The 20746-nt window shown below is 60.9% G+C and carries 19 protein-coding genes; 16 read left to right on the top strand and 3 right to left on the bottom strand.

Going from position 1 to position 20746, the window contains the following annotated elements; translation table 11 throughout:
* Positions 1-38: 38 nt before the first annotated feature.
* Positions 39-1226 (bottom strand): acyl-CoA dehydrogenase, encoded by a 1188-nt coding sequence (locus ACZ47E_RS20740; protein WP_278067605.1) that lies wholly within the window; start codon positions 1224-1226, stop codon positions 39-41.
* Positions 1227-1322: 96 nt separating this feature from the next.
* On the opposite strand from ACZ47E_RS20740, the gene ACZ47E_RS20735 reads away from it, so the two are divergent.
* From ACZ47E_RS20735 to ACZ47E_RS20700, 8 genes are all read left to right on the top strand, one after another.
* Positions 1323-2243, top strand: coding sequence for a LysR family transcriptional regulator (locus ACZ47E_RS20735; RefSeq protein ID WP_278067604.1), 921 nt, complete (start codon positions 1323-1325; stop codon positions 2241-2243).
* Positions 2244-2376: 133 nt separating this feature from the next.
* Positions 2377-3438: a LacI family DNA-binding transcriptional regulator gene (locus ACZ47E_RS20730; protein ID WP_107339527.1), complete on the top strand. Its 1062-nt coding sequence runs from the start codon at positions 2377-2379 to the stop codon at positions 3436-3438.
* Positions 3435-4457, top strand: a complete 1023-nt coding sequence (locus ACZ47E_RS20725) for an ABC transporter substrate-binding protein (RefSeq protein WP_278067603.1) — start codon at positions 3435-3437, stop codon at positions 4455-4457. The genes ACZ47E_RS20730 and ACZ47E_RS20725 overlap by 4 nt, the downstream gene beginning before the upstream one ends.
* A 172-nt stretch (positions 4458-4629) precedes the next feature.
* The gene (locus tag ACZ47E_RS20720; protein ID WP_004445303.1) at positions 4630-5457 is read left to right on the top strand and encodes an ABC transporter permease; all 828 of its coding nucleotides are present in this window, start codon (positions 4630-4632) and stop codon (positions 5455-5457) included.
* Complete coding sequence (locus ACZ47E_RS20715) at positions 5454-6233, top strand: ABC transporter permease (protein ID WP_004445302.1); 780 nt, start codon at positions 5454-5456, stop codon at positions 6231-6233. Before ACZ47E_RS20720 ends, ACZ47E_RS20715 begins: the two co-directional genes overlap by 4 nt.
* On the top strand, positions 6226-7251 hold the full coding sequence (locus ACZ47E_RS20710) for an ABC transporter ATP-binding protein (protein ID WP_004445301.1): 1026 nt from the start codon (positions 6226-6228) through the stop codon (positions 7249-7251). Before ACZ47E_RS20715 ends, ACZ47E_RS20710 begins: the two co-directional genes overlap by 8 nt.
* A 2-nt stretch (positions 7252-7253) precedes the next feature.
* The gene (locus tag ACZ47E_RS20705; RefSeq protein ID WP_034496862.1) at positions 7254-8186 is read left to right on the top strand and encodes a nucleoside hydrolase; all 933 of its coding nucleotides are present in this window, start codon (positions 7254-7256) and stop codon (positions 8184-8186) included.
* Positions 8183-9979: an adenine deaminase gene (locus ACZ47E_RS20700; RefSeq protein WP_278067602.1), complete on the top strand. Its 1797-nt coding sequence runs from the start codon at positions 8183-8185 to the stop codon at positions 9977-9979. The genes ACZ47E_RS20705 and ACZ47E_RS20700 overlap by 4 nt, the downstream gene beginning before the upstream one ends.
* A 45-nt stretch (positions 9980-10024) precedes the next feature.
* Here the strand turns inward: ACZ47E_RS20700 and ACZ47E_RS20695 are convergent, their stop codons facing one another.
* On the bottom strand, positions 10025-10726 hold the full coding sequence (locus ACZ47E_RS20695) for a DNA helicase (RefSeq protein WP_278067601.1): 702 nt from the start codon (positions 10724-10726) through the stop codon (positions 10025-10027).
* Between the two features lie 216 nt (positions 10727-10942).
* Positions 10943-12115: a M20 aminoacylase family protein gene (locus tag ACZ47E_RS20690; protein ID WP_278067600.1), complete on the bottom strand. Its 1173-nt coding sequence runs from the start codon at positions 12113-12115 to the stop codon at positions 10943-10945.
* Between the two features lie 209 nt (positions 12116-12324).
* Here ACZ47E_RS20690 and ACZ47E_RS20685 point away from each other — a divergent pair, with 209 nt between their 5' ends.
* The 8 genes from ACZ47E_RS20685 (at position 12325) to ACZ47E_RS20650 (ending at position 20742) form a co-directional block, all read left to right on the top strand.
* Positions 12325-13035 (top strand): phosphoribosyltransferase, encoded by a 711-nt coding sequence (locus ACZ47E_RS20685; RefSeq protein ID WP_107339534.1) that lies wholly within the window; start codon positions 12325-12327, stop codon positions 13033-13035.
* Between the two features lie 204 nt (positions 13036-13239).
* Entirely contained in the window at positions 13240-14295 is a 1056-nt protein-coding gene (locus ACZ47E_RS20680) for a dipeptidase (RefSeq protein ID WP_004445294.1), read from the top strand.
* A gap of 50 nt (positions 14296-14345) precedes the next feature.
* Complete coding sequence (locus ACZ47E_RS20675) at positions 14346-15986, top strand: ABC transporter substrate-binding protein (RefSeq protein ID WP_004445293.1); 1641 nt, start codon at positions 14346-14348, stop codon at positions 15984-15986.
* An 18-nt stretch (positions 15987-16004) separates the two neighbouring features.
* Positions 16005-17072 (top strand): ABC transporter permease, encoded by a 1068-nt coding sequence (locus ACZ47E_RS20670; protein WP_004445291.1) that lies wholly within the window; start codon positions 16005-16007, stop codon positions 17070-17072.
* Positions 17069-18001 carry an ABC transporter permease gene (locus ACZ47E_RS20665; RefSeq protein WP_004445289.1) on the top strand — a complete coding sequence of 311 codons (933 nt, stop codon included), beginning with the start codon at positions 17069-17071 and terminating at the stop codon, positions 17999-18001. The genes ACZ47E_RS20670 and ACZ47E_RS20665 overlap by 4 nt, the downstream gene beginning before the upstream one ends.
* A complete protein-coding gene (locus ACZ47E_RS20660; protein ID WP_034496847.1) occupies positions 17998-18834 on the top strand; it encodes an ABC transporter ATP-binding protein in 837 nt (278 codons plus the stop codon). The genes ACZ47E_RS20665 and ACZ47E_RS20660 overlap by 4 nt, the downstream gene beginning before the upstream one ends.
* Positions 18831-19580, top strand: a complete 750-nt coding sequence (locus tag ACZ47E_RS20655; protein WP_034496845.1) for an ABC transporter ATP-binding protein — start codon at positions 18831-18833, stop codon at positions 19578-19580. Before ACZ47E_RS20660 ends, ACZ47E_RS20655 begins: the two co-directional genes overlap by 4 nt.
* Positions 19581-19839: 259 nt before the next feature.
* Positions 19840-20742 (top strand): LysR family transcriptional regulator, encoded by a 903-nt coding sequence (locus ACZ47E_RS20650; RefSeq protein ID WP_004445283.1) that lies wholly within the window; start codon positions 19840-19842, stop codon positions 20740-20742.
* Positions 20743-20746: the final 4 nt, after the last annotated feature.

Below are 20746 nucleotides of genomic sequence, written 5' to 3'. Positions count from 1 at the left end.
GGCCTCTTTCTTGACGGAACCGCTACGGTCCATAACCCTCAGAAAAACGCCTGAATGCCCGTCTGGGCCCGGCCGAGGATCAGCGCGTGCACGTCATGCGTACCTTCATATGTGTTGACCGTTTCGAGGTTCTGCGCGTGGCGCATGACGTGATATTCGATCTGGATGCCGTTGCCGCCATGCATGTCGCGGGCCTGGCGGGCGATATCCAGCGCCTTGCCGCAATTGTTGCGCTTGACGATGGAAATCATTTCCGGCGCCATCTTGTGCTCGTCCATCAGCTGGCCGACGCGCAGCGATGCCTGAAGGCCGAGCGCGATCTCGGTCTGCATGTCGGCGAGCTTCTTCTGGTAAAGCTGCATGCCGGCAAGCGGCTTGCCGAACTGCTTGCGGTCGAGACCATATTGCAGGGCACGGAACCAGCAATCTTCGGCAGCGCCCATGACGCCCCAGGAAATGCCGTAGCGGGCGCGGTTGAGGCAGCCGAAGGGGCCCTTCAGGCCGGACACGTTGGGCAGCAGCGCGTCTTCGCCGACTTCGACGCCATCCATGACGATTTCGCCTGTTATGGAAGCGCGCAGCGAAAGCTTGCCGCCGATTTTCGGTGCTGAGAGGCCTTTCATGCCCTTTTCGAGCACGAAACCGCGGATCTGGTTGTCGTGGGCTTCGGATTTGGCCCAGACCACGAAGACATCGGCGATCGGTGCGTTGGAAATCCACATTTTCGAACCGCGCAGACGATAACCGCCCTCGATCTTTTCAGCACGGGTCTTCATGCCGCCCGGATCGGAGCCGGCATCCGGCTCGGTGAGGCCGAAACAGCCGATCAGTTCGCCCGAGACGAGGCCGGGCAGGTATTTCTTCTTCTGCTCATCCGAACCGTAAGCGAAGATCGGGTGGATGACGAGCGAGGACTGCACGCTCATCATCGAGCGGTAACCGCTGTCGATCCGCTCCACCTCGCGGGCGACGAGACCATAGGCCACATAGCTCGCATTCGCCGCGCCATATTCTTCCGGCAGGGTAACGCCGAGAAGGCCTTGCCGGCCCATCAGGCGGAACAGTTCCGGCTCGGTGGTTTCAGAAAGATAGGCTTCGGAGACACGCGGCAGAAGCTCCGATTTGCCGAAGGCGGCCGCGGCGTCGCGTATCATCCGCTCGTCGTCAGTCAGTTGGTCTTCGAGCAGGAAAGGATCCTGCCAATTGAATGCTACGCGTTCGCTCACTTTATGCCTCCGGATTTGCTGGCCGGATTATTCGTATTCAGCACGGATGGCACAAGCCATGTTTACTCATTTTTGCATTACATATAGTAATGGCTCATGACATCTCTCAGCCGCAAACTCCTGCCATCCACAAGTGCGCTTGCCGCTTTCGATTCCGTTGCCCGGCTCGGCAGCTTTTCCGCCGCCGCAGATGAGCTGGCGCTGACGCAGGGGGCAATCAGCCGGCAGGTTATGTCACTGGAAGAACAGCTTGGCGTGCGGCTCTTCGACCGCGGCGCACGCGGCGTGGCGCTGACGGCGGAGGGGCAGGTCTACGCAAAATCGATCGCGGCAGCGCTCGGCGAGATACGCTCAGCCTCCCTGCAGATCATGACCAAAACGCATGGCAATACGCTGAACCTCGCCATGCTGCCCACCTTCGGCACCCGCTGGCTTCTGCCGCGTATACCGGATTTCGTGGCGAACCACCCGGAGATCACCATCAATTTTGCGACCCGCATCGGCCAGTTCGATTTCGAGCGTGAGCAGCTGGATATGGCAATCCATATCGGCCAGGCCGATTGGCCAGGCGCGGAAAGCACCTTTCTGATGCATGAAATGGTGGCGCCGGTGTGCAGCCCGCAGTTCCTCAGCGCCCATCCGGTGGAAAAGGGAGAAGACATCGCTGCCCTGCCATTGCTGCACATGGCCTCGCGGCCGGGCGCATGGGGCCACTGGTTCGAAAGCCTCGGCCTGTCACTCGTCTTGCCGCAGGGCATGCGCTTCGAACAGTTTTCCAGCGTTGCGCAGGCCTGCATCGCCGGCCTCGGCGTCGCGCTGATGCCGCTCTTCCTCATCGATAACGAGTTGAAATCGAAGCAGCTGGTCAAAGCCTTCGATCATCAGGCCAGAAGCCCGAGCTCGTATTACGCGGTGGCCCCGCTTTCACGCGCCAACCACGTCCCGGTCGTCCTGTTTCGAGATTGGCTGGTGCGTCAGGTGGAGGCTTATCGCGCAGCCAGTACCCAGAGCGCGTAAAAATAATCGCTCTTTTTTCGGGCATTTAACCTTTGTGCCCAGCTTTTCGCCCTATTTTGCCAGCGCAGGACTCGACAGCGGTTCGCGCCTCGATTATCGTGATTAAACGTTTAATCAGCCCTTCCGGACCATTATGGCGTCGTCACGACCTGCCACCAATCTGAGCGCGATAGCAGCGGCACTCGGCGTGTCGGTGGCAACCGTGTCCAATGCGCTGTCCGGCAAGGGCCGCGTTTCGCCCGAACTGGTGGAACGTATCCGCAAGACGGCGAGCGAGCTGGGCTATGTGCCGAGTTCGGCGGGCAGGGCGCTTCGCACCGGCAGATCGGGCGTTCTCGGGCTCGTCCTGCCCGATATTGCCAATCCTCTCTTTCCACAGATTGCGCAGGCCATCGAGAAGGCGGCTGTCAACGCGGGTTATGGCGTGCTGATCGCCGATGCGCGCGGTGAGATCGCCATGCAGACGGATGCGATCGACCGGCTGATCGAGCGCGGGGTGGACGGCATGGTGGTCGTTCCCCGACGTGGCACACGCATTTCCGGCGTTGATTGCCCGGTGGCCGTCATCGACAGCCCGTCGACACCGGGAAATACCGTTGCTGCCGACCATTGGGATGGCGGCCGGCAGGTGGGTGAATATCTTGCGAGCCTCGGCCATCGCAAGGTGGTGCTGGTCGGCAAGAACAGGGATTCCAATGTTCAGAATGACCGTCTCGGCGGCATTCGCGATGGTCTCGGCAAAACATGCCTGGCCCAGACGCTCTGGATCGATGGCATTGAAAAGGCCGGTGGCGCGGGCTGCCGGCTGGGCCTTGCGGAGAAAGTTGCCGAAGGTTTCACGGCCTTTGCTGCCGTATCCGATCTGCACGCGCTGCGCGTGCTGACCGAATTGCAGCGCGCGGGAATCGAGGTGCCGGAAGAGGCGAGTGTCACCGGCTTCGACGATCTTATCTTTTCTGCCGTGGTCACCCCGCCCTTGACGACCATGCGCATGGATATGGGCCGCATCGCCGATCTCGCCGTTGGCGCGCTTTTGCGCGCGATCGATGGCGCCGGAGAAAACGGGGCCGCCGTCGACGTCACGGCGGATGTTTCGAAAGTACCGATGGCGCTGATCATGCGCGGCTCCACCGGCAAGACAAAGCATGATGCGATTGAAGCCAAGAACACGACAGCAGGAGAACTCACACCATGAAAAAGATCATTCTCGCATCGGGCACCGCCCTGATGCTGACGATGGGAGCCGCTGAGGCCCAGGACAAGACGTTGACGATCTCGGTCTACGCCTTCGCGCAGGATGAATTCAAGGAACTGGTCTATACGCCCTTCGAGCAGAAATGCGGCTGCAAGCTCGTCGTCGAGACCGGCAACAGCGTCGAGCGTCTGGCCAAGATGGAGGCCAACAAGGCCAGCCCGGTCGTCGATCTCGCCATCGTCTCCATGGCCGATGCGCTGTCGGCCACCCGCAAGGACCTGATCCAGAAGATCGATGCTTCCAGGGTTCCGAATATTGAAAAGCTCTATGACATCGCCAAGGACCCGAATGGCGATGGCATGAGCGTCGGCGTCAATTTCTACGCCACGTCGATTGTCTACCGCACCGACAAGATGAAGATCGACAGCTGGGCCGATCTTTTGAAGGACGGTATCGTCGACCACGTCGCCTTCCCGAATGTCACCACCAACCAGGGCCCGCCGGCGCTTTACATGCTGGGCAAGGCCATCGGCAAGGACACGCCCGATCTTGCCGGCGCCATCGAGGCCGTGGGCGAAAAGAAGGACGATATCGTCACCTTCTACGTCAAGTCCTCGCAGCTGGTGCAGCTCATGCAGCAGGAGGAAATCTGGGCAGCGCCGATCGGCCGCTTCTCCTGGGCGCCTTTCACCAAGCTCGACCTGCCGCTCGCCTGGGCAACGCCCAAGGAAGGCCAGACCGGCGGCATGAACGTGCTCGTCGTACCGAAGGGCACGAAGAACGAGGACCTTGCGCTGCAATTCATGGATTTCTGGCTCTCGACCGACGTCCAGAAGGCGCTGGCGGAAAAGCTGGTGGACAGCCCGACCAACAGGGAAGTCAAGGTTTCCGACGAGGTGGCGAACAACATCACCTATGGCGATGAAACCGCCCGCAGCCTGCAGCTCATTCCTTCCGACGTAACGCTCGATAACCGCGACAAGTGGCTGTCGGAGTGGAACGCCAAGGTGGGGCAGTAACAAGCTCGAAGGGGCGGGAATGGGTTACGTGCTGGCGCACGTCACCCCCCTCTGTCCTGCCGGACATCTCCCCCACAAGGGGGGAGATCGATATGCTGGCACCCACTGACGCCAAATGAACAAGTCCTCCGCCAAACGTAGCCGGCGGAATTTCAAGACCGGAGAATGCCATATGTTTCAGAACCGGGCCGAAGCGCTGGCGCTTGCCTTGCCCGCCGCAATTTTCGCGGCGGCGGTCTTTCTCGTGCCGGTCTTCATGCTTTTGTCGGAAGGCTTTCGCACCGCTGACGGCTGGACATTGTCGGCCTATGGCGCTTTCTTTTCCGATCCGCTGAACCAGACGGTTTTCCTGCGCACGCTGAAGCTCGGCGCGCTCGTCACCGTCGTTTCGGCGGTGGTGGGCTACGCGGCGGCTTTCGCCATCGTCAACCTGTCGCCGGCCAGGAAGGGCCATGTGGTCAACCTCGTCGTGCTGCCGCTGATGATTTCGCCGGTCGCCCGCACCTATGCCTGGATCGTCATTCTCGGCAGAACCGGCATCGTCAACCAGGCGCTGCAGGCGGTGGGCCTCAGCGACGGGCCAATCCGCATCCTGTTTTCCGAAACGGCCGTCTTCATCGGCCTTCTGCAATTGTTCCTGCCATTGATGATAATCTCCCTCATCAGCGCGCTGGAGAACATGCCGAAGGATACAATCGCTGCTGCCCGCGTTCTCGGCGCCAACTGGTTTCAGGTGTTCTGGAAGGTCATCCTGCCGCTCACCCGGGAAGGGCTCGTCGTCGGTGGCACGCTGGTCTTCACCGGTTCGCTGACCGCCTATATCACGCCCGCCATTCTCGGGGGGTCCAAGGTGCTGATGCTGGAAACCCTGCTTTACCAGCAGGTCACGGTTTCCAATAATTTCGTCGCCGCCAGCGTCATCGCCTTCATCCTGATTGTCATGAGCTTTGCCGCCAATATCCTCTTGAAGCGCATCGCCACTGCGAGGAACAAGAAATGACCCGGCAGCTCTTCATTCCGCTCACGCTTCTGCTTGTCGTCGGCTTCCTCATCGGGCCGTTTCTCATCATCGTTGCGGCCTCGTTTTCGGCCGGGGATACGCTCGCCTTTCCGCCGCAGGGCTTTTCGCTGAAGTGGATCGCCAAGGTCTTCACGGTCGAAAGCTTCCGCGAGAGCTTTGCGATGTCGATGTTCCTTGCCATCGGCGGCACGTTCACGGCGCTGATCCTCGGCATTCCCGCTTCCTACGCCATGTCGCGCTACAAACTGCCCTTTAGCGAGACGGTGCGCACCATCGTGTCCGCGCCGATCATCGTGCCGGGCATTATCGTGGGTCTTGCGCTGCTGCGTTATTTCGTCGTGCCCTTCGGCATCGGCATCACGCTTGCGTTGTTTCTCGCCCACACCGCGCTCATCCTGCCCTATGCGGTGCGCGTGGTTTCAGCCAGCCTCAACAATCTGCGCTCCGATATCGAGGAGGCGGCGGTGCTGCTCGGCTCGTCGCGGCTTGGCGCATTTTTCCGCGTTGTGCTGCCGAATATCCGCGGCGGCATCCTGTCGGCCTTCATTCTCGGTTTCGTGACGAGTTTCAACCAGGTGCCTGTGTCGCTGTTCCTGTCCGGTCCCGGCGTGCGCACGCTACCCATCGACATGCTGGGCTACATGGAAATCGTCTTTGATCCTTCCGTGGCCGCCCTTTCCTCGCTGCTCGCCTTCCTTTCCATCGGCATCGTTTTCATGGCCGAACGTTTCCTGGGGTTCTCCCGTTATGTCTGACGCAAATTATCTTTCGCTCCAAAAAATCTCGCTCGCCTATGGCGGCAATGTCGCCGTCAAGGATCTCGATCTCGATATCCGCAAGGGCGAATTGCTCGCGCTTCTCGGGCCCTCCGGCTGCGGCAAGACCACGACGATGCGCGCCATCGCCGGGCTGATGCCGGTGGCTGCCGGGCGGATCAATCTCGATGGCGCCGATATTACCCGTGTCGCGGCCAACAAACGCGCCGTCGGGCTGGTGTTCCAGTCCTACGCGCTCTTCCCGCATCTGACGGTCTATGAAAACGTCGCCTTCGGCCTGAAACTCAAGGGAATGAGCGGCAAGGCGCTGGAGGACAAGGTCGCCTCCGGCCTGAAGTCGGTCGGCCTGTCCAATTTCGCCTCACGCAAGCCGGCGGAACTATCGGGCGGCCAGCAGCAACGCGTGGCATTGGCACGCTCCATGGTCATGGAACCGAAAGTGCTGCTTCTCGACGAGCCGCTCTCCAATCTCGACGCCCGCCTGCGTCTTGAAATGCGGACCGAACTGCAGCGCGTGCAGAAGGAAACCGGTGTCACGATGATCTTCGTCACCCATGACCAGATCGAGGCGCTCGCGCTTGCCGACCGCATTGTCGTCATGAAGGGCGGCAAGATTGAGCAGATCGGCACGCCGGAAGAGATTTACAACGCGCCGGTTTCCGCCTTCGTGGCCGACTTCGTCGGCTTCGAAAACATCTTCGCCCTTCAAGGCGGGGCTTTGAAAACAGCCAACGGCACAACACCGCTTCCCGGACCAGTCCTTTCAGCATCCGGACTGGCCTGGCGGCCGCGCATGGTCACCCTCGGTTCAGGTCCTTTCCAGGGAACCGTGCGCGGCACATCCTTCGCCGGCAACAGCCGCGAATATCTGCTCGACACACCGCTCGGGCCCATCAAGGCTGAAACCGACGCGGCCCTGACCTCCCACGCAATCGGCGATACGCTTGCCTTCGACCTGCCGGTCGAAAAGGCGGCGAGCCTCAAGGTATTCAACTGATCATGGGTGTTTGGATCGATACCGATATGGGCTTTGACGATATCGCCGCCATCTTGGTGGTGCAATCGTCGGGTCTCGCCATAGACGGCATCTCGCTGGTCTTCGGCAATGCGACGCTTCAGGCCGTCTGCGGCAATGCCGCGGGTGCGGTTGCCGCTTTTGGCTGGTCGATGCCGATCCATCAGGGCCGCGCCATGCCGGTGTTGGGTGCACTTGAAACGGCGCAGTGCATTCTGGGCGAAAACGGCATCCCGACCGTCGGCCAAAGCTTGCCGGATGCCGCGGCCTTGCCGAAAAGCGATGCCTTCGCCGCTCTCTGCGCCTGGCTGGAGGGGGAGGGCGAGAGGCGCATTCTCGCGCTTGGTCCGCTCACCAATATTGCCGCCCTGTGCCTCGCCCGGCCTGATCTTGCCACGAGAATTTCCGACCTCACCTGGATGGGCGGCGGCGTGACGAGCGGCAATCACACGGCCTCGGCCGAATTCAACGCCTTTGCCGATCCGGAAGCGCTGGCCATCGTGCTTTCCCATGGCCTGCCGTTGCGTATGGTCGATCTGGACGCCTGCCGCAAGGTTACCGCTTCGCCCGCCGATGTGCTGCCGATCCGCAAAGCGGGTGGCAGGAATGCCTGGCTGATCGCCGATCTGCTTGATGGTTTCATCGGCATCGCCACCCGTCGCGGCAGACCAGGCATGGCGCTTTACGATCCCGTCGCTGCCGTTGCCTTCGCCTCGGGCTCCGCCTCTGGCCTAATCGGCTGGCGTCACGCGCGGATAGATGTCGAGCTTCAGGCGACGCTGACGCGGGGCAGAACGGTGGTCGAGCCGCGTGCGGAGAAAGCGCAAACATTCAACGCGCATTTTGCTGAGACGCTGGATGCCGACGGTGCGAGGACGGTTATTCTTGAGGCGCTGCGCCGGGAGGCCGCCCGATGAACGCGAACCTCACCACATGCGAACCTGCCGATCTCGGCGATGATGCGCTCCGCGCCCGCGCCGTTGCCGCCGCACGCGGCGATGCGCCTTTCGACATCCTCATCACCGGTGCAACATTGGTGGATGTGGTAACCGGTGAGCTGCGCCCCGCCGATATCGGAATTGTCGGTGCGTTGATCGCCAGCGTGCACGAACCGGCAAGCCGCAAAGATGCTGCAAAAATCATCGATGCGGCCGGCGGGTATGTCTCGCCGGGTCTGATCGACACGCATATGCATATCGAGAGTTCGATGGTCACACCGGCTGCCTATGCGGCAGCGGTTGTCGCCCGCGGCGTTACCACCATCGTCTGGGATCCGCATGAGTTCGGCAATGTGCATGGCGTCGAAGGGGTGCGCTGGGCGGCGAAGGCCGTCGAAAACCTGCCGCTGCGTGCCGTTCTCCTGGCGCCCTCATGCGTGCCTTCCGCACCGGGGCTGGAACGCGGCGGAGCTGATTTCGACGCCGCCATTCTCGCCGATATCCTGTCATGGCACCAGGTCGGCGGTGTCGCGGAAATCATGAACATGCGCGGCGTCATCGAGCGCGATCCGCGCATGAGCGGCATCGTACAGGCCGGGCTTGCCTCGGAGAAACTGGTCTGCGGCCATGCGCGCGGCCTCAAGGACGCCGATCTCAACGCCTTCATGGCGGCGGGCGTCTCGTCCGATCACGAGCTGGTCTCGGGCGAAGACCTCATGGCGAAACTGCGGGCCGGCATGACCATCGAGCTGCGCGGCTCGCATGACCACCTGCTGCCGGAATTCGTGGAAGCGCTGAACGCGCTGGGCCACCTGCCGCAGACCGTGACGCTGTGCACGGACGATGTCTTCCCGGACGACCTGTTAAATGGCGGCGGGCTGGATGATGTGGTGCGCCGCCTTGTCCGTTATGGCCTGAAAGCCGAATGGGCACTGCGCGCCGCAACGCTCAATGCCGCCCAAAGGCTTGGGCGTCCTGACCTCGGGCTCATCGCCGCCGGCCGTCGCGCCGATATCGTTATCTTCGAGGACCTGAGCGGTTTTGCCGCCCGTTACGTCCTTGCCGGGGGCAGGACGGTTGCGGAAGGCGGACATATGCTTGTGGACGTGCCCGCCTGTGATATGACGGCGCTCGAAGGCTCGATGAAGCTGCCGCTGCGCGTGACCGAAGATTTTCGGATTGCTGCCGAAGGTGCGAGGGTGCGCCTCGCCACCATCGACCGCCCGCGCTTCACGCAATGGGGCGAGGTGGAGGCCGAGGTGAGAGGTGGTTTCGTCGTTCCGCCCGAAGGTGCGACGATGATCTCCGTCACCCACCGCCACGGCAAGTCCGAACCGGTCACCCGCACTGGCTTCCTCACCGGCTGGGGAGACTGGAACGGCGCCTTCGCCACAACGGTCTCGCATGACAGCCATAACCTCACCGTTTTCGGCGGCAATGAGGAAGACATGGCGCTCGCCGCCAATGCGGTGATAGCGGCAGGCGGTGGTATGGCCGTCGCCTCCGAAGGTAAGGTAACTGCACTTCTGCCGCTGCCGCTCTCCGGCCTCGTTTCCGATGCGGCACTTGAAGATGTTGCAAAGGCTTTCGAGGAACTGCGCGAAGCCGTTGGCAGGGTGGTGGAATGGCAGCCGCCCTATCTCGTCTTCAAGGCCTGCTTCGGGGCCACGCTCGCCTGCAATATCGGCCCGCACCAGACGGATATGGGCATTGCCGACGTGCTGACGGGACAGGTGATGGAGAGCCCGGTGATGGCGGTTTTAGGGTACTAACGCCACGGGCTGCCGCGACGGCACCGTCGCAGCAGCCCGTGCGTCTCAGTTCACATTGTGAAGTTGCGCTTCGCCGTTATGCAGAAAGCAGGCTTTGGTGAAGAGGCCCAGATCAAGCAGGTTGGGAAGGCGGATATCGCGCATATCGGGAACTCGTTTGATTTGCGGATCAAATGAGCGGTCAATCTGCGAGATGAAAGCGAAAATAACGCCAGTCTTTTTTGCGAATTCTGCAAGAACGGTGACTTGTTGCGACAGGTCCGGCTTCTGGCGCTGCTGGTCGAGTAACTGCAGATAATCGATTACGGCGAAGGTGCCGGATTTGGCTGGAGAGAGGTAACGGATCATGTAGTCCGCGCATATCTCGTCCGATGTCACGATCTCGATTTCTCTTTGAGCGCCTGCGTGTTGCTCGGTGCGTTTTCGTACCTGTTGCTCGGTCATTTCGAGCGTGAATAAAATGGACTGCCGTCCGTCTTCGGCTGCCGCCCGCAGAAGCTCAAAAGCAAGCGCTGTCTTGCCCTGGCCCGGCCGGCCGGCGAGCAGGAGCATGTCGCCATTCACGATGCGCGAGAACAGGTCTTTGGACAAAGAGCCAGCCGCAACGTGAGCGGAAAGCAGGCTCCAGGCTGCAAATCCTTCCTCGCACGCGATCTGGTCCAGCGCTTCGTGAAGGGGAATGGCATTATTCCGGACCATAAGTTTGGCCCGTCGCTTCAATTGGAAAATCGGGGTGGAAAGCTTCATCACAAAACCTCTATTGCGGGTTCAAAACGCAATCCCTCCTTATGCGAATGCCCGAACAGATGGTTCGATGATGAGATTACCCAGCATGTCGAATGCTTCCCCGAAAGGAGGGGGGAGGCGTGGGTCCAGCCTGTGTCTGAAAGCTACCGCGCCCGATGATTCGCCACAAGTGTCTGAGACGTTGCCGGTCGAAAAACAGCAGGGAACAAGATGGATTTACTCCGCCGCCAGTTCCTGCTCCACCAGCGTCGCCCAGAAAGCTACGCCCGGCACGATGGCCGCATCGTTGAAGTCGTAAGAGGTGTTGTGGTGCAGTGCGCCGTCCACCGCCGGGCCGTTGCCGAGCCAGACATAGCAGCCCGGGGCTTCGCCCGCGAAAAAGGCGAAATCGTCGCCGGCGGTCGAGGGCGGAAAGGCGGTGCGCGCTTTGTTGCCGAAGACGGTTTTGGCTGCCCGGAGCGCCCGTTTCGTCGCGTCCGTGTCGTTGATGACGGGCGGAATGCGGCGGATGAATTCGTAATTTGCCTCGATGCCGAACATTGCCGCCGTGCCCTTGGCCAGCCTGCCGATTTCCGCCTCGAGCTGGTCTCGCACTTGAGGCGCATAGGCGCGCGCGGTACCGCCGATTTCGACGAGATCTGGGATCACATTGAGTGCCTTGGGGTCGCCTGCCCGCACCGAACAGGCACTGACCACGGCCGGCTGCAATGGGTCGACCACGCGGCCGACGATAGTTTGCAGCGAGGCGAGGAAGGTGCCGGCCGCCGTTACAGGATCGCGACCAAGATGCGGCTTCGCGCCGTGGGTGCCGACGCCCTTGAAGGTGACGCGCCAGCTGTCCGACGAGGCAAGCTGCGGTCCTTCCACCACCGCCATTTCGTCGATGCCCAGCCCCGGCATGTTGTGCAGGCCATAGACCGCATCGCAGGGGAACAGCTCGAAAAGCCCGTCCTCGACCATTTTTTTTGCGCCGCCACGGCCTTCTTCGGCCGGCTGGAAGATGAAATGCACGGTGCCGGAAAAATCGCGGGTCTTTGCGAGGTAACGCGCCGCACCCAGAAGCATGGCGGTGTGGCCGTCATGGCCGCAGGCATGCATCTTGCCGGGGAATTTCGATTTGTAGGGGCGGTCTGGGACCTCAGGCATGGCAAGGGCATCCATGTCTGCGCGAAGACCAATGCTGCGCGTGCCGTTGCCCACCTGCAGCGTGCCGACCACGCCGGTGCCGCCGAGACCGCGGTGCACCTTCAGCCCGGCGCGCTCAAGCAGATCGGCGACGATGGCGCTCGTTCTTTCCTCTTCGAAACCCAGTTCCGGATGCGCATGCAGATCATGACGGAGTTCCGTCAGGAATGGCAGGTCCTCGCCGATCCGGTCCAGGAGTCTCATGGGAAGCTTGTCCTTGAATGTGGGAAAAACCCGCGTCATAGGTGGGTTTGTCCAAATGCCTGTTGCTTTTTTCTCTTCTAACGGAAAAAGCCAATGAAATGAACCCGCAGCGTCTCTGTGGTTGCTAAAATGATAAATCTGCCGAACGGGATTGGCGTGGCTGAAAACCGTCTCCGCCATGCGCCATCTCCGTTCTGAAAGGAAAACAGATGCCGTCACCAGCATCGCCCGCCATCGCCCCGTCTCCCGCAACGCCGCATGAGTTCTGGCAGCAGATCCATCCGCCCCGGAGCTTCGAAACAGCAGGCGCATATTCCACATTCTTTCCGGCGGAACTGGATGATGGAAGGCAGATCTGTCTGCCCATACGGCCGCTTGCGGACGGAGAGCACGCACTCGCATCGCTCATCGTCAACCAGGCTTCCTTTGAGGTTCTGGAGGCGCTGGCCGCCGATCTTGCCGCAAAGCTTCTTCCCTCCAAGCCGGATGTCGTTATCGGCCTGCCGACGCTCGGCCTGACGCTTGCGGCCGCCGTTGCCCGCCATCTGGGCCATTCCCGTTACGTGCCGCTCGGCACCTCGCGCAAATTCTGGTATCTGGAGGAGCTGTCGGTGCCGATGTCCTCCATCACCACGAAGCAGGAAAAAAGGCTTTATGTCGATCCGCGCATGCTGCCGCTCATCGAGGGTAGACGGGTGGCGCTGGTGGATGACGTGATCTCCAGCGGCAGTTCCATCCTATCGGGCCTTGCGCTACTCACCGCCTCCGGCATCAACCCCGCCGTCATCGGCGCAGCCATGCTGCAATCGGATCGCTGGCGGGAAAAAATCGCCGCTTTCGGGCCGGAATGGCCGGAGCGGGTGAGGGGTGTTTTTGCGACGCCGCTGCTGACCAAAGCGGAAGATGGCTGGCGCGCCTGACGAAGCGCAAATTCCGTCAAAAGGCAAGTGGTGATAAATTTACCGCTGCCTAATTTGTATCTTGCGAAGCTCGAATAGATCGTCCTAAGATCGCGGCTGACAGACAATAGCGGTCGGCTGATAACGCGCCGGCTTGCTTTCGCGTGGTGTCATCCCGGCGTCTGCCTGCCCCGTTTATTGTTTCGATGACTGGAATTTCTTCCCATGCATGCAGTGTTTGACGGTCATAATGATGTGCTGCTTCGGTTGTGGCGCAACAGCAAGGCCGGTGCTGATCCCGTGGCCGAATTCAAGAACGGCACTCGGGAAGGTCATATCGATGGTCCGCGCGCACGGGCAGGCGGGCTCGGCGGCGGTATCTGCGCCATCTATATCCCGTCCGGCGATCTGATTCTGCAGGAACCGGACGAGAACGGCCATTACGATACGCCGCTCGCCACGCCGCTCGAGCGACTGCCTTCGCTCGATATCGCGATGGAAAAGGCGGCGATTGCGCTGAGGCTCGATCGCGCTGGAGCGTGGCGGCTCTGCCGCTCCACGGCGGATATCCGCAAGGCCTTTGCCGAGGATATCTTCGCCGCCGTGCTGCATATGGAAGGCTGCGAGGCGATCGGCGCCGATCTCGATGCGCTGGAAGTATTTTATGCCGCGGGTCTGCGTTCGCTCGGCCCGGTGTGGAGCCGGCACAATATTTTCGGCCATGGCGTTCCTTTCTCCTATCCCATGTCGCCCGATACCGCGCCCGGTCTCACCGATGCCGGGTTTGCGCTGGTGAAGGAATGCAACCGCCTCGGCATTCTCATCGATCTCGCGCATATCACCGAAAAAGGCTTCTGGGATGTGGCCAAGACCACCAACCAGCCGCTGATCGCCAGCCATTCCAATGCGCATGCGCTCACTCCGGTCGCCCGCAATCTCACTGACAGGCAGATGGATGCCATCAAGGAAAGCGGCGGGCTGGTTGGCCTCAACTACGCCGTGACCATGCTGCGTGCCGATGCGCGTGATATCGCCGATACGCCGCTCTCCGATATGGTGCGCCATATCGACTATATGGTGGAGCGTATGGGCATCGACTGTGTGGCGCTCGGATCGGATTTCGACGGCGCGACGGTACCTGTCGGAATTGCTGATGCCAGCGGCAACCACAATCTGGTTGCGGCGCTGAAATCGGCGGGCTACGGTGATGGAGAACTTGCTAAAATATGCCGGGAAAACTGGCTGCGCGTCTTGTCCCAGGCTTGGCACGAAGCGGCCTGATAAACAGTTTAAGCGAACCAAATCAATCTCATAACAAAAGGGGAGATCCTATGATCAAATCGCTCAACAAATCCATGCGTATCCTCAGCACCAGCGCTGCCCTGTCGCTGATGATGCTGTCTGCCCCGCATGCTTTTGCCGCCACGCCGGCCGATACGCTGGTGGAAGGTTTCGCCATCGACGACATCATCACGCTCGATCCGGGTGAGGCTTTCGAACTGTCTGCCGCTGAAGTCACCGGCAACACCTATAGCAAGCTCGTTTCCATCGATCTCAACGACACGTCCAAGGTTGTCGGTGATCTCGCCGAAAGCTGGACGACCTCCGAGGATGGCTTGACCTATACGTTCAAGCTGAAATCCGGCCTGAAATTCGCCTCCGGCAATCCGGTCACCGCTGATGACGTTGCCTTCTCCTTCGAACGCGCCGTCAAGCTCGACAAGTCGCCGGCATTCCTGTTGACGCAGTTCGGCCTGAAGGGCGACAACGTTACCGAAAAGGCGAAGGCAACGGACGCGAACACCTTCGTACTGACCGTCGACAAGCCCTATGCGCCGAGCTTCGTGCTGAACGTGCTCACCGCAACCGTCGCTTCGGTGGTGGACAAGAAGCTCATCACCGAAAAGGCGAAGTCGGTCACGCCGAGCGCCGATTACAAATACGACACGGATTTCGGCAACGAATTCCTGAAGACCGGTTATGCCGGTTCCGGCCCTTACAAGATCCTTGGCTGGAAGGCCAACGAAGCCGTCATTCTGGAGGCCAACCCGAACTATTACGGTGAGAAGCCGAAGCTGAAGCGGGTCGTCTATCGTCACATGAAGGAAAGCTCCGGCCAGCGTCTGGCGCTTGAAAACGGCGATATCGATGTTGCCCGTAACCTTGAGCCCGGCGATATGGAAGCCGTTTCCAAGAAGGAAGGCCTTGCCGTTACCTCCGCGCCCAAGGGCACCGTTTATTATTTCAGCCTCAACCAGAAGAACGAGAACCTGAAGAAGCCTGAGGTCATCGAAGCGTTCAAATATCTCGTCGATTATGACGCGATCGGCGCGACGATCATCAAGGGCATTGGCGAAGTCCATCAGACCTTCCTGCCGAAGGGCCAGCTTGGCGCGCTTGATGAGAACCCCTACAAGCTTGACGTCGCCAAGGCCAAGGAACTTCTCGCCAAGGCCGGTCTGAAGGACGGCTTCACCGTCACCATGGATGTGCGCAACACCCAGCCGGTGACGGGCATTGCCGAAAGCGTGCAGCAGACGCTGGCACAGGCCGGCATCAAACTCGAAATCATCCCCGGCGACGGTAAGCAGACGCTGACCAAATATCGCGCCCGCACGCATGATATCTACATCGGCCAGTGGGGTTCGGACTATTTCGACCCGAACTCGAATGCGGAAACCTTCACCATCAACTACGACAATTCGGATGAAGGCAAGAACAAGACGCTGGCCTGGCGTAACGCCTGGGATGTTCCTGATCTGACCAAGGAAACCCAGTCTGCTCTCTTGGAAAAGGACAGCGCCAAGCGCGCCGCCATCTATGAAAACCTGCAGAAGGAAGTTCTGGCGAAGGGTCCCTTCGTCATCATCTTCCAGCAGACGGAAGTGGCCGGTTATTCCGCCAAGCTCAAGGGCCTGAAGCTCGGACCGAGCTTCGACACCAACTATGTCTATCCGATCTCCAAGGAATGATCCGGAAGGATCGGTCTCTTGAGCATCGTTGAAGCAAACAGCCGGGCGAGGCAGGGCAAACGCCGTGCCAACGCCCGCGCGAAGGCCATTCTCGGCTTCGCCGTCACCGTCATCACCACCTTTCTGGGGCTGATGGCGGTCACATTTTTCATTGGCCGCGTGGTGCCGATCGATCCCGCACTGGCGATCGTCGGCGACCGCGCGCCTGCGCATGTGGTCGAGCGCGTCCGTGAGCAGCTCGGCCTCAACCTGCCGCTCTGGCAGCAGTTCTTTATCTATCTGAAGCAGGCGCTTTCGGGCGATTTCGGCACCTCCGTCCTCACCACCAATCCTGTGATGGAGGACATCAAGCGGGTGTTTCCGGCGACGATCGAACTTGCCACGATCGGAACGATCATCGGCGCGGTTTTCGGCATTCCGCTCGGCGTTCTCGCGGCCGTCAAGCGCGGCAGCTTCGCCGACCAGGTCGTGCGTGTCATCGGCCTCATCGGTTATTCCGTGCCGATCTTCTGGCTCGGCCTGCTGGCGCTGCTGGTGTTTTACGCCCGGCTGCAATGGGTGGCCTATCCCGGGCGCATGGACATCGTCTATGAATTCACCTTCACGCCAGTCACTGGCTTCTTCCTGATCGACGCCATCTGGCAGCGGCAATGGGACGTGTTGTGGGATCTTTTCCGCCACATCATCCTGCCGGCCTCGCTGCTCGGTTATTTCTCGCTGGCCTATATCAGTCGCATGACGCGCTCCTTCATGCTGAATGAGCTCGCCCAGGAATATGTCGTCGCGGCCCGCGCCAAGGGGCTTTCGGAAACGCGCATCATCTGGTTCCACGCGCTGCGCAACGCTGCCGTGCCGCTGGTAACCGTGATTGCGCTCTCCTATGCCGGTCTGCTGGAAGGTTCGGTGCTGACCGAAACCATCTTCGCCTGGCCGGGGCTTGGCCTCTACATCACCAATTCCCTGCAGAATGCGGATATGAACGCCGTTCTCGGCGGCACGATCGTGATCGGCGCCATCTTCGTCGGCATCAATCTCTTCTCCGATCTGCTTTACCGGACGCTCGATCCAAGGACGCGCAGCCGATGACGATTTCGACCGATACACTCAAACCCTATAGCCGCGAATGGCTGCTCTCCGACCGGCCGGCCTCGCGCAGGCAGGCACGGCTTGGCCGCGCCTATGTGATCTGGCGGCGCTTTTCGGAAAACCGGCTGGCGCTGCTCGGCCTTGGCATCATCATCGCGCTGCTGTTCGTGGCGATTTTTGCCAATGTGCTGGCGCCACATAATCCGGTGCAGGGCGATCTGCGCAATGCCCGGCTTCTGCCGCCCGGCACTGCCGGTTATCTGCTCGGCACCGATGATCAGGGCCGTGATATTCTCTCGCGCCTCATCCACGGGTCGCGCCTGACCCTGTTCGTCGTGCTTTTGGTGGCCATCATCGCCGCACCCATCGGGCTCATCGTCGGCACAGTCTCGGGTTATGCCGGCGGCTGGGTGGATGCGGTTCTGATGCGCATCACCGATATTTTCCTCGCTTTTCCGAAGCTCGTTCTGGCGCTGGCGCTGGTAGCGGCCCTGGGGCCTGGCATTGAAAATGCGGTGCTCGCCATCGCGGTCACCTCGTGGCCGCCCTATGCGCGCATCGCGCGTGCCGAAACCATGACCTTCCGCAATTCCGATTTCATCGCTGCCGTGAAGCTCATGGGCGCGTCACCCTTCCGCATCGTCTTGAAACACGTCATGCCGCTTTGCATGTCGTCGCTGATCGTGCGTGTCACGCTCGATATGGCGGGCATCATCCTCACTGCTGCGGGCCTCGGTTTTCTTGGCCTGGGCGCACAGCCGCCGCTGCCGGAGTGGGGCGCGATGATCGCGTCGGGACGGCGTTTCATTCTCGATCAATGGTGGGTGGCTGCCATGCCGGGTATTGCGATCCTGATCGTCAGCCTCGGTTTCAACCTTTTGGGTGACGGTCTGCGCGATGCGCTTGATCCCAAGGAGGCGGGCCAATGAGTGCGTCTCTTCTGACGGTTGAGAACCTGCGTGTTTCCTTCCCGACCCGCACCGGGTTGGTGGAGGCGGTGCGCGGCGTGTCCTTCACGCTGGGGCGCGAGCGCCTCGGCATTGTCGGCGAATCCGGCTCCGGAAAGTCGCAGACTGGCCGCGCCATCATGGGTCTGACGCCGAAAAATGCCCGGATCGAGGCCGATACGCTGCGTTTCGGCGATATCGACCTGCTCAAGGCATCGGCAAAAGAGCGGCGGCTCATGCGCGGCAAACGTATGGCCATGATCCTGCAGGATCCGAAATATTCGCTGAACCCGGTCATGACCATTGGCCGCCAGATCATGGAAACGCTGCGTACCCACGAAAAGATTGGCTCCAGCGAAGCGCGCCAGCGCACGCTTGCCATGCTGGAGGCAGTACAGATCCGTGATCCCGAGCGCGTCTTCGATCTCTTTCCACACGAAGTTTCCGGCGGCATGGGCCAGCGCGTCATGATCGCCATGATGCTCGTCTGCGGTCCGGAATTGCTGATCGCCGACGAGCCGACCTCGGCGCTCGATGTGACGGTGCAGCTGGAAGTGCTCGATATTCTCGACAAGCTGGTGCGCGATCGCGGCATGGGGCTGATCTTCGTCAGCCATGATCTCAGGCTCGTTTCCTCCTTCTGCGACCGGGTTCTCGTCATGTATGCCGGCAAGGTGGTGGAGGAGCTTGCTTCCGCTAACCTCAAGGAAGCGAAACATCCCTATACGCAGGGCCTGTTGAACTGTCTGCCGCAAATTGGTGGCCACCGGCATCCGCTGCCCGTTCTGGAACGCAAGCCGGAGTGGCGCGCATGAGCACAGTTCTTTCCATTAGAGACATGGTGGTGGATTTCGACGGTTACATCGCGCTCGACAGCGTCAGCGTCGATGTGGCCGAGGGTGAATCCTTCGGTATCGTCGGTGAATCCGGTTCCGGTAAATCGACCCTGCTGCGCGCCATCGCCGGCCTCAACCATTTCGATGAAGGTTCGTTGATGGTGGCCGGGCGCTCCTATTCGGGCAAGCACCGCGACAAGAGCTTTTATCGCGATGTGCAGATGGTGTTTCAGGACCCGTACGGTTCACTGCACCCGCGCCAGACGGTGGATGCGCTGCTGCTCGAGCCGCTCGTCATCCACGGTCTCGACAATCGCGAACAGCGCATTGCCCGCGCTTTGGACGAGGTGGGTCTCGGTTCCGGTTTCCGCTTCCGTTATTCACACCAGCTGTCCGGCGGCCAGCGCCAGCGCATCGCCATTGCCCGCGCACTGATCGTTGAGCCGAAGATCCTGCTGCTAGATGAGCCGACCTCGGCGCTTGATGCGTCTATTCAAGCTGAAATCCTGAACCTCCTGGAACAGGCCCGCAAGGACCGTAACCTCACCTTCGTCATGGTCAGCCACGATCTCGGCGTCATCAGCCACATGTGCGACCGTCTGGCGGTGATGAAAAGCGGCAAGGTGGTGGAAATGCTGGAGGCCGAGGCGCTGGAAAGCCGCGAGTTCAGCGCGGATTATACGAGGCAGCTGCTGGTGGCGAGCGAGGGTTTCAAGCGTCCGTAAAGGCGTGAGGGTGCGGGCCGTTTCTTCTCCCTGAGGGGGAGAAGATGCCCCGAACGGGGCAGATGAGGGGGCAAGCTCTCCGTATATCTCCACCGTCGCCCCCTCATCCGGCGCTGCGCGCCACCTTCTCCCCGGCGGGGAGAAGAAACAAGCGGCGAGCTTTACTTTCACGAGCGATCTTTCCGGGTGAAGTATTCTCTCGCGACGCTGCGATGATATGGTGAGCCGCACACCAGCCCACCCGAACAAGGTACCACCCATGCAATTGCGCGCCTTGATGTATTTCGATGAACTCGTCCGCACCAATTCCATGCGCGCCGCGGCGGAAAACCTGAATGTGGCGCCGACGGCGGTGAGCCGGCAGATCGAAAATCTCGAATATTATTTCGGCTCGCCCCTGGTGGAGCGTTCCAGCCGTGGCGTGAAGCTGACGGCGGCGGGCGAGCTGCTGGCCGCCCGCGCCGGCAAGACGCTGCGCGAACTCGACCATGTGCACCAGCTGATCGACGATCTGAAAGGCCTGCAGCGCGGCCGGGTGACGATTTACGCCAATGGCGCGACAGTGGCCAACCTTCTGGCGCCGGTGCTGGCGCAGTTCAGCCTCAAGTATCCGAAGCTGCGTTTCGAGGTCCATATCACCAGTGCGCGCCAAGCCATGGAAGCGCTGGGGGCTGCGGAAGCAGACCTCGTCGTCAGCCTTTTTGCGCCAAAGGTCTCCGGGGTCAAGGTGCGCTCGCGCACGCGCATCAATTACGATGCGATCTTTCCCGCCGGTCATGCCCTTGCCGGTCAGCCGGAGGTGTCGCTGAAGGAACTGGCCGGGTTGCCACTTGCCTTGCCGGACAAGAGTTTTGCCGCGCGTCAGGCCTTCGATATGCTTTTTGCCGAGGCGGATATCGAACTTGACCCCGTTTTCATCACCAGTTCGCTGGAAATGCTGAAAGAGCTGGTGCTGGGTCACGCCGCGGCCACGCTGCTGCCGGCGCTTTCGGTGGCGCGCGAAATCCGTAGCGGCCAGATGGTCGCCGTTCCGCTCTCGGGCAAGAAGGGTATCCACACCCAGATTGACCTCTGTGTAGCGCCCGACAGGCAATTGTCCTTCGCAGCTTCCAAGCTTGCCGATTTCATCGAGCGTTTCATGCGTGAGGCGACGGCAGGGTAGTTTC

This window comes from Agrobacterium sp. 5Ca39 (genome assembly GCF_055382365.1).
This window is presented reverse-complemented; position numbering and strand designations above follow the sequence as displayed.

What these genes read in the sequence shown, in the direction of transcription:
- ACZ47E_RS20735 (WP_278067604.1), top strand. Translation starts at nt 1,323, where the DNA reads ATGACATCTCTCAGCCGCAAACTCCTGCCATCCACAAGTGCGCTTGCC.
- ACZ47E_RS20730 (WP_107339527.1), top strand. Translation starts at nt 2,377, where the DNA reads ATGGCGTCGTCACGACCTGCCACCAATCTGAGCGCGATAGCAGCGGCA.
- ACZ47E_RS20725 (WP_278067603.1), top strand. Translation starts at nt 3,435, where the DNA reads ATGAAAAAGATCATTCTCGCATCGGGCACCGCCCTGATGCTGACGATG.
- ACZ47E_RS20720 (WP_004445303.1), top strand. Translation starts at nt 4,630, where the DNA reads ATGTTTCAGAACCGGGCCGAAGCGCTGGCGCTTGCCTTGCCCGCCGCA.
- ACZ47E_RS20715 (WP_004445302.1), top strand. Translation starts at nt 5,454, where the DNA reads ATGACCCGGCAGCTCTTCATTCCGCTCACGCTTCTGCTTGTCGTCGGC.
- ACZ47E_RS20710 (WP_004445301.1), top strand. Translation starts at nt 6,226, where the DNA reads ATGTCTGACGCAAATTATCTTTCGCTCCAAAAAATCTCGCTCGCCTAT.
- ACZ47E_RS20705 (WP_034496862.1), top strand. Translation starts at nt 7,254, where the DNA reads ATGGGTGTTTGGATCGATACCGATATGGGCTTTGACGATATCGCCGCC.
- ACZ47E_RS20700 (WP_278067602.1), top strand. Translation starts at nt 8,183, where the DNA reads ATGAACGCGAACCTCACCACATGCGAACCTGCCGATCTCGGCGATGAT.
- ACZ47E_RS20695 (WP_278067601.1), bottom strand. Translation starts at nt 10,726, where the DNA reads ATGAAGCTTTCCACCCCGATTTTCCAATTGAAGCGACGGGCCAAACTT.
- ACZ47E_RS20690 (WP_278067600.1), bottom strand. Translation starts at nt 12,115, where the DNA reads ATGAGACTCCTGGACCGGATCGGCGAGGACCTGCCATTCCTGACGGAA.
- ACZ47E_RS20685 (WP_107339534.1), top strand. Translation starts at nt 12,325, where the DNA reads ATGCCGTCACCAGCATCGCCCGCCATCGCCCCGTCTCCCGCAACGCCG.
- ACZ47E_RS20680 (WP_004445294.1), top strand. Translation starts at nt 13,240, where the DNA reads ATGCATGCAGTGTTTGACGGTCATAATGATGTGCTGCTTCGGTTGTGG.
- ACZ47E_RS20675 (WP_004445293.1), top strand. Translation starts at nt 14,346, where the DNA reads ATGATCAAATCGCTCAACAAATCCATGCGTATCCTCAGCACCAGCGCT.
- ACZ47E_RS20665 (WP_004445289.1), top strand. Translation starts at nt 17,069, where the DNA reads ATGACGATTTCGACCGATACACTCAAACCCTATAGCCGCGAATGGCTG.
- ACZ47E_RS20660 (WP_034496847.1), top strand. Translation starts at nt 17,998, where the DNA reads ATGAGTGCGTCTCTTCTGACGGTTGAGAACCTGCGTGTTTCCTTCCCG.
- ACZ47E_RS20655 (WP_034496845.1), top strand. Translation starts at nt 18,831, where the DNA reads ATGAGCACAGTTCTTTCCATTAGAGACATGGTGGTGGATTTCGACGGT.
- ACZ47E_RS20650 (WP_004445283.1), top strand. Translation starts at nt 19,840, where the DNA reads ATGCAATTGCGCGCCTTGATGTATTTCGATGAACTCGTCCGCACCAAT.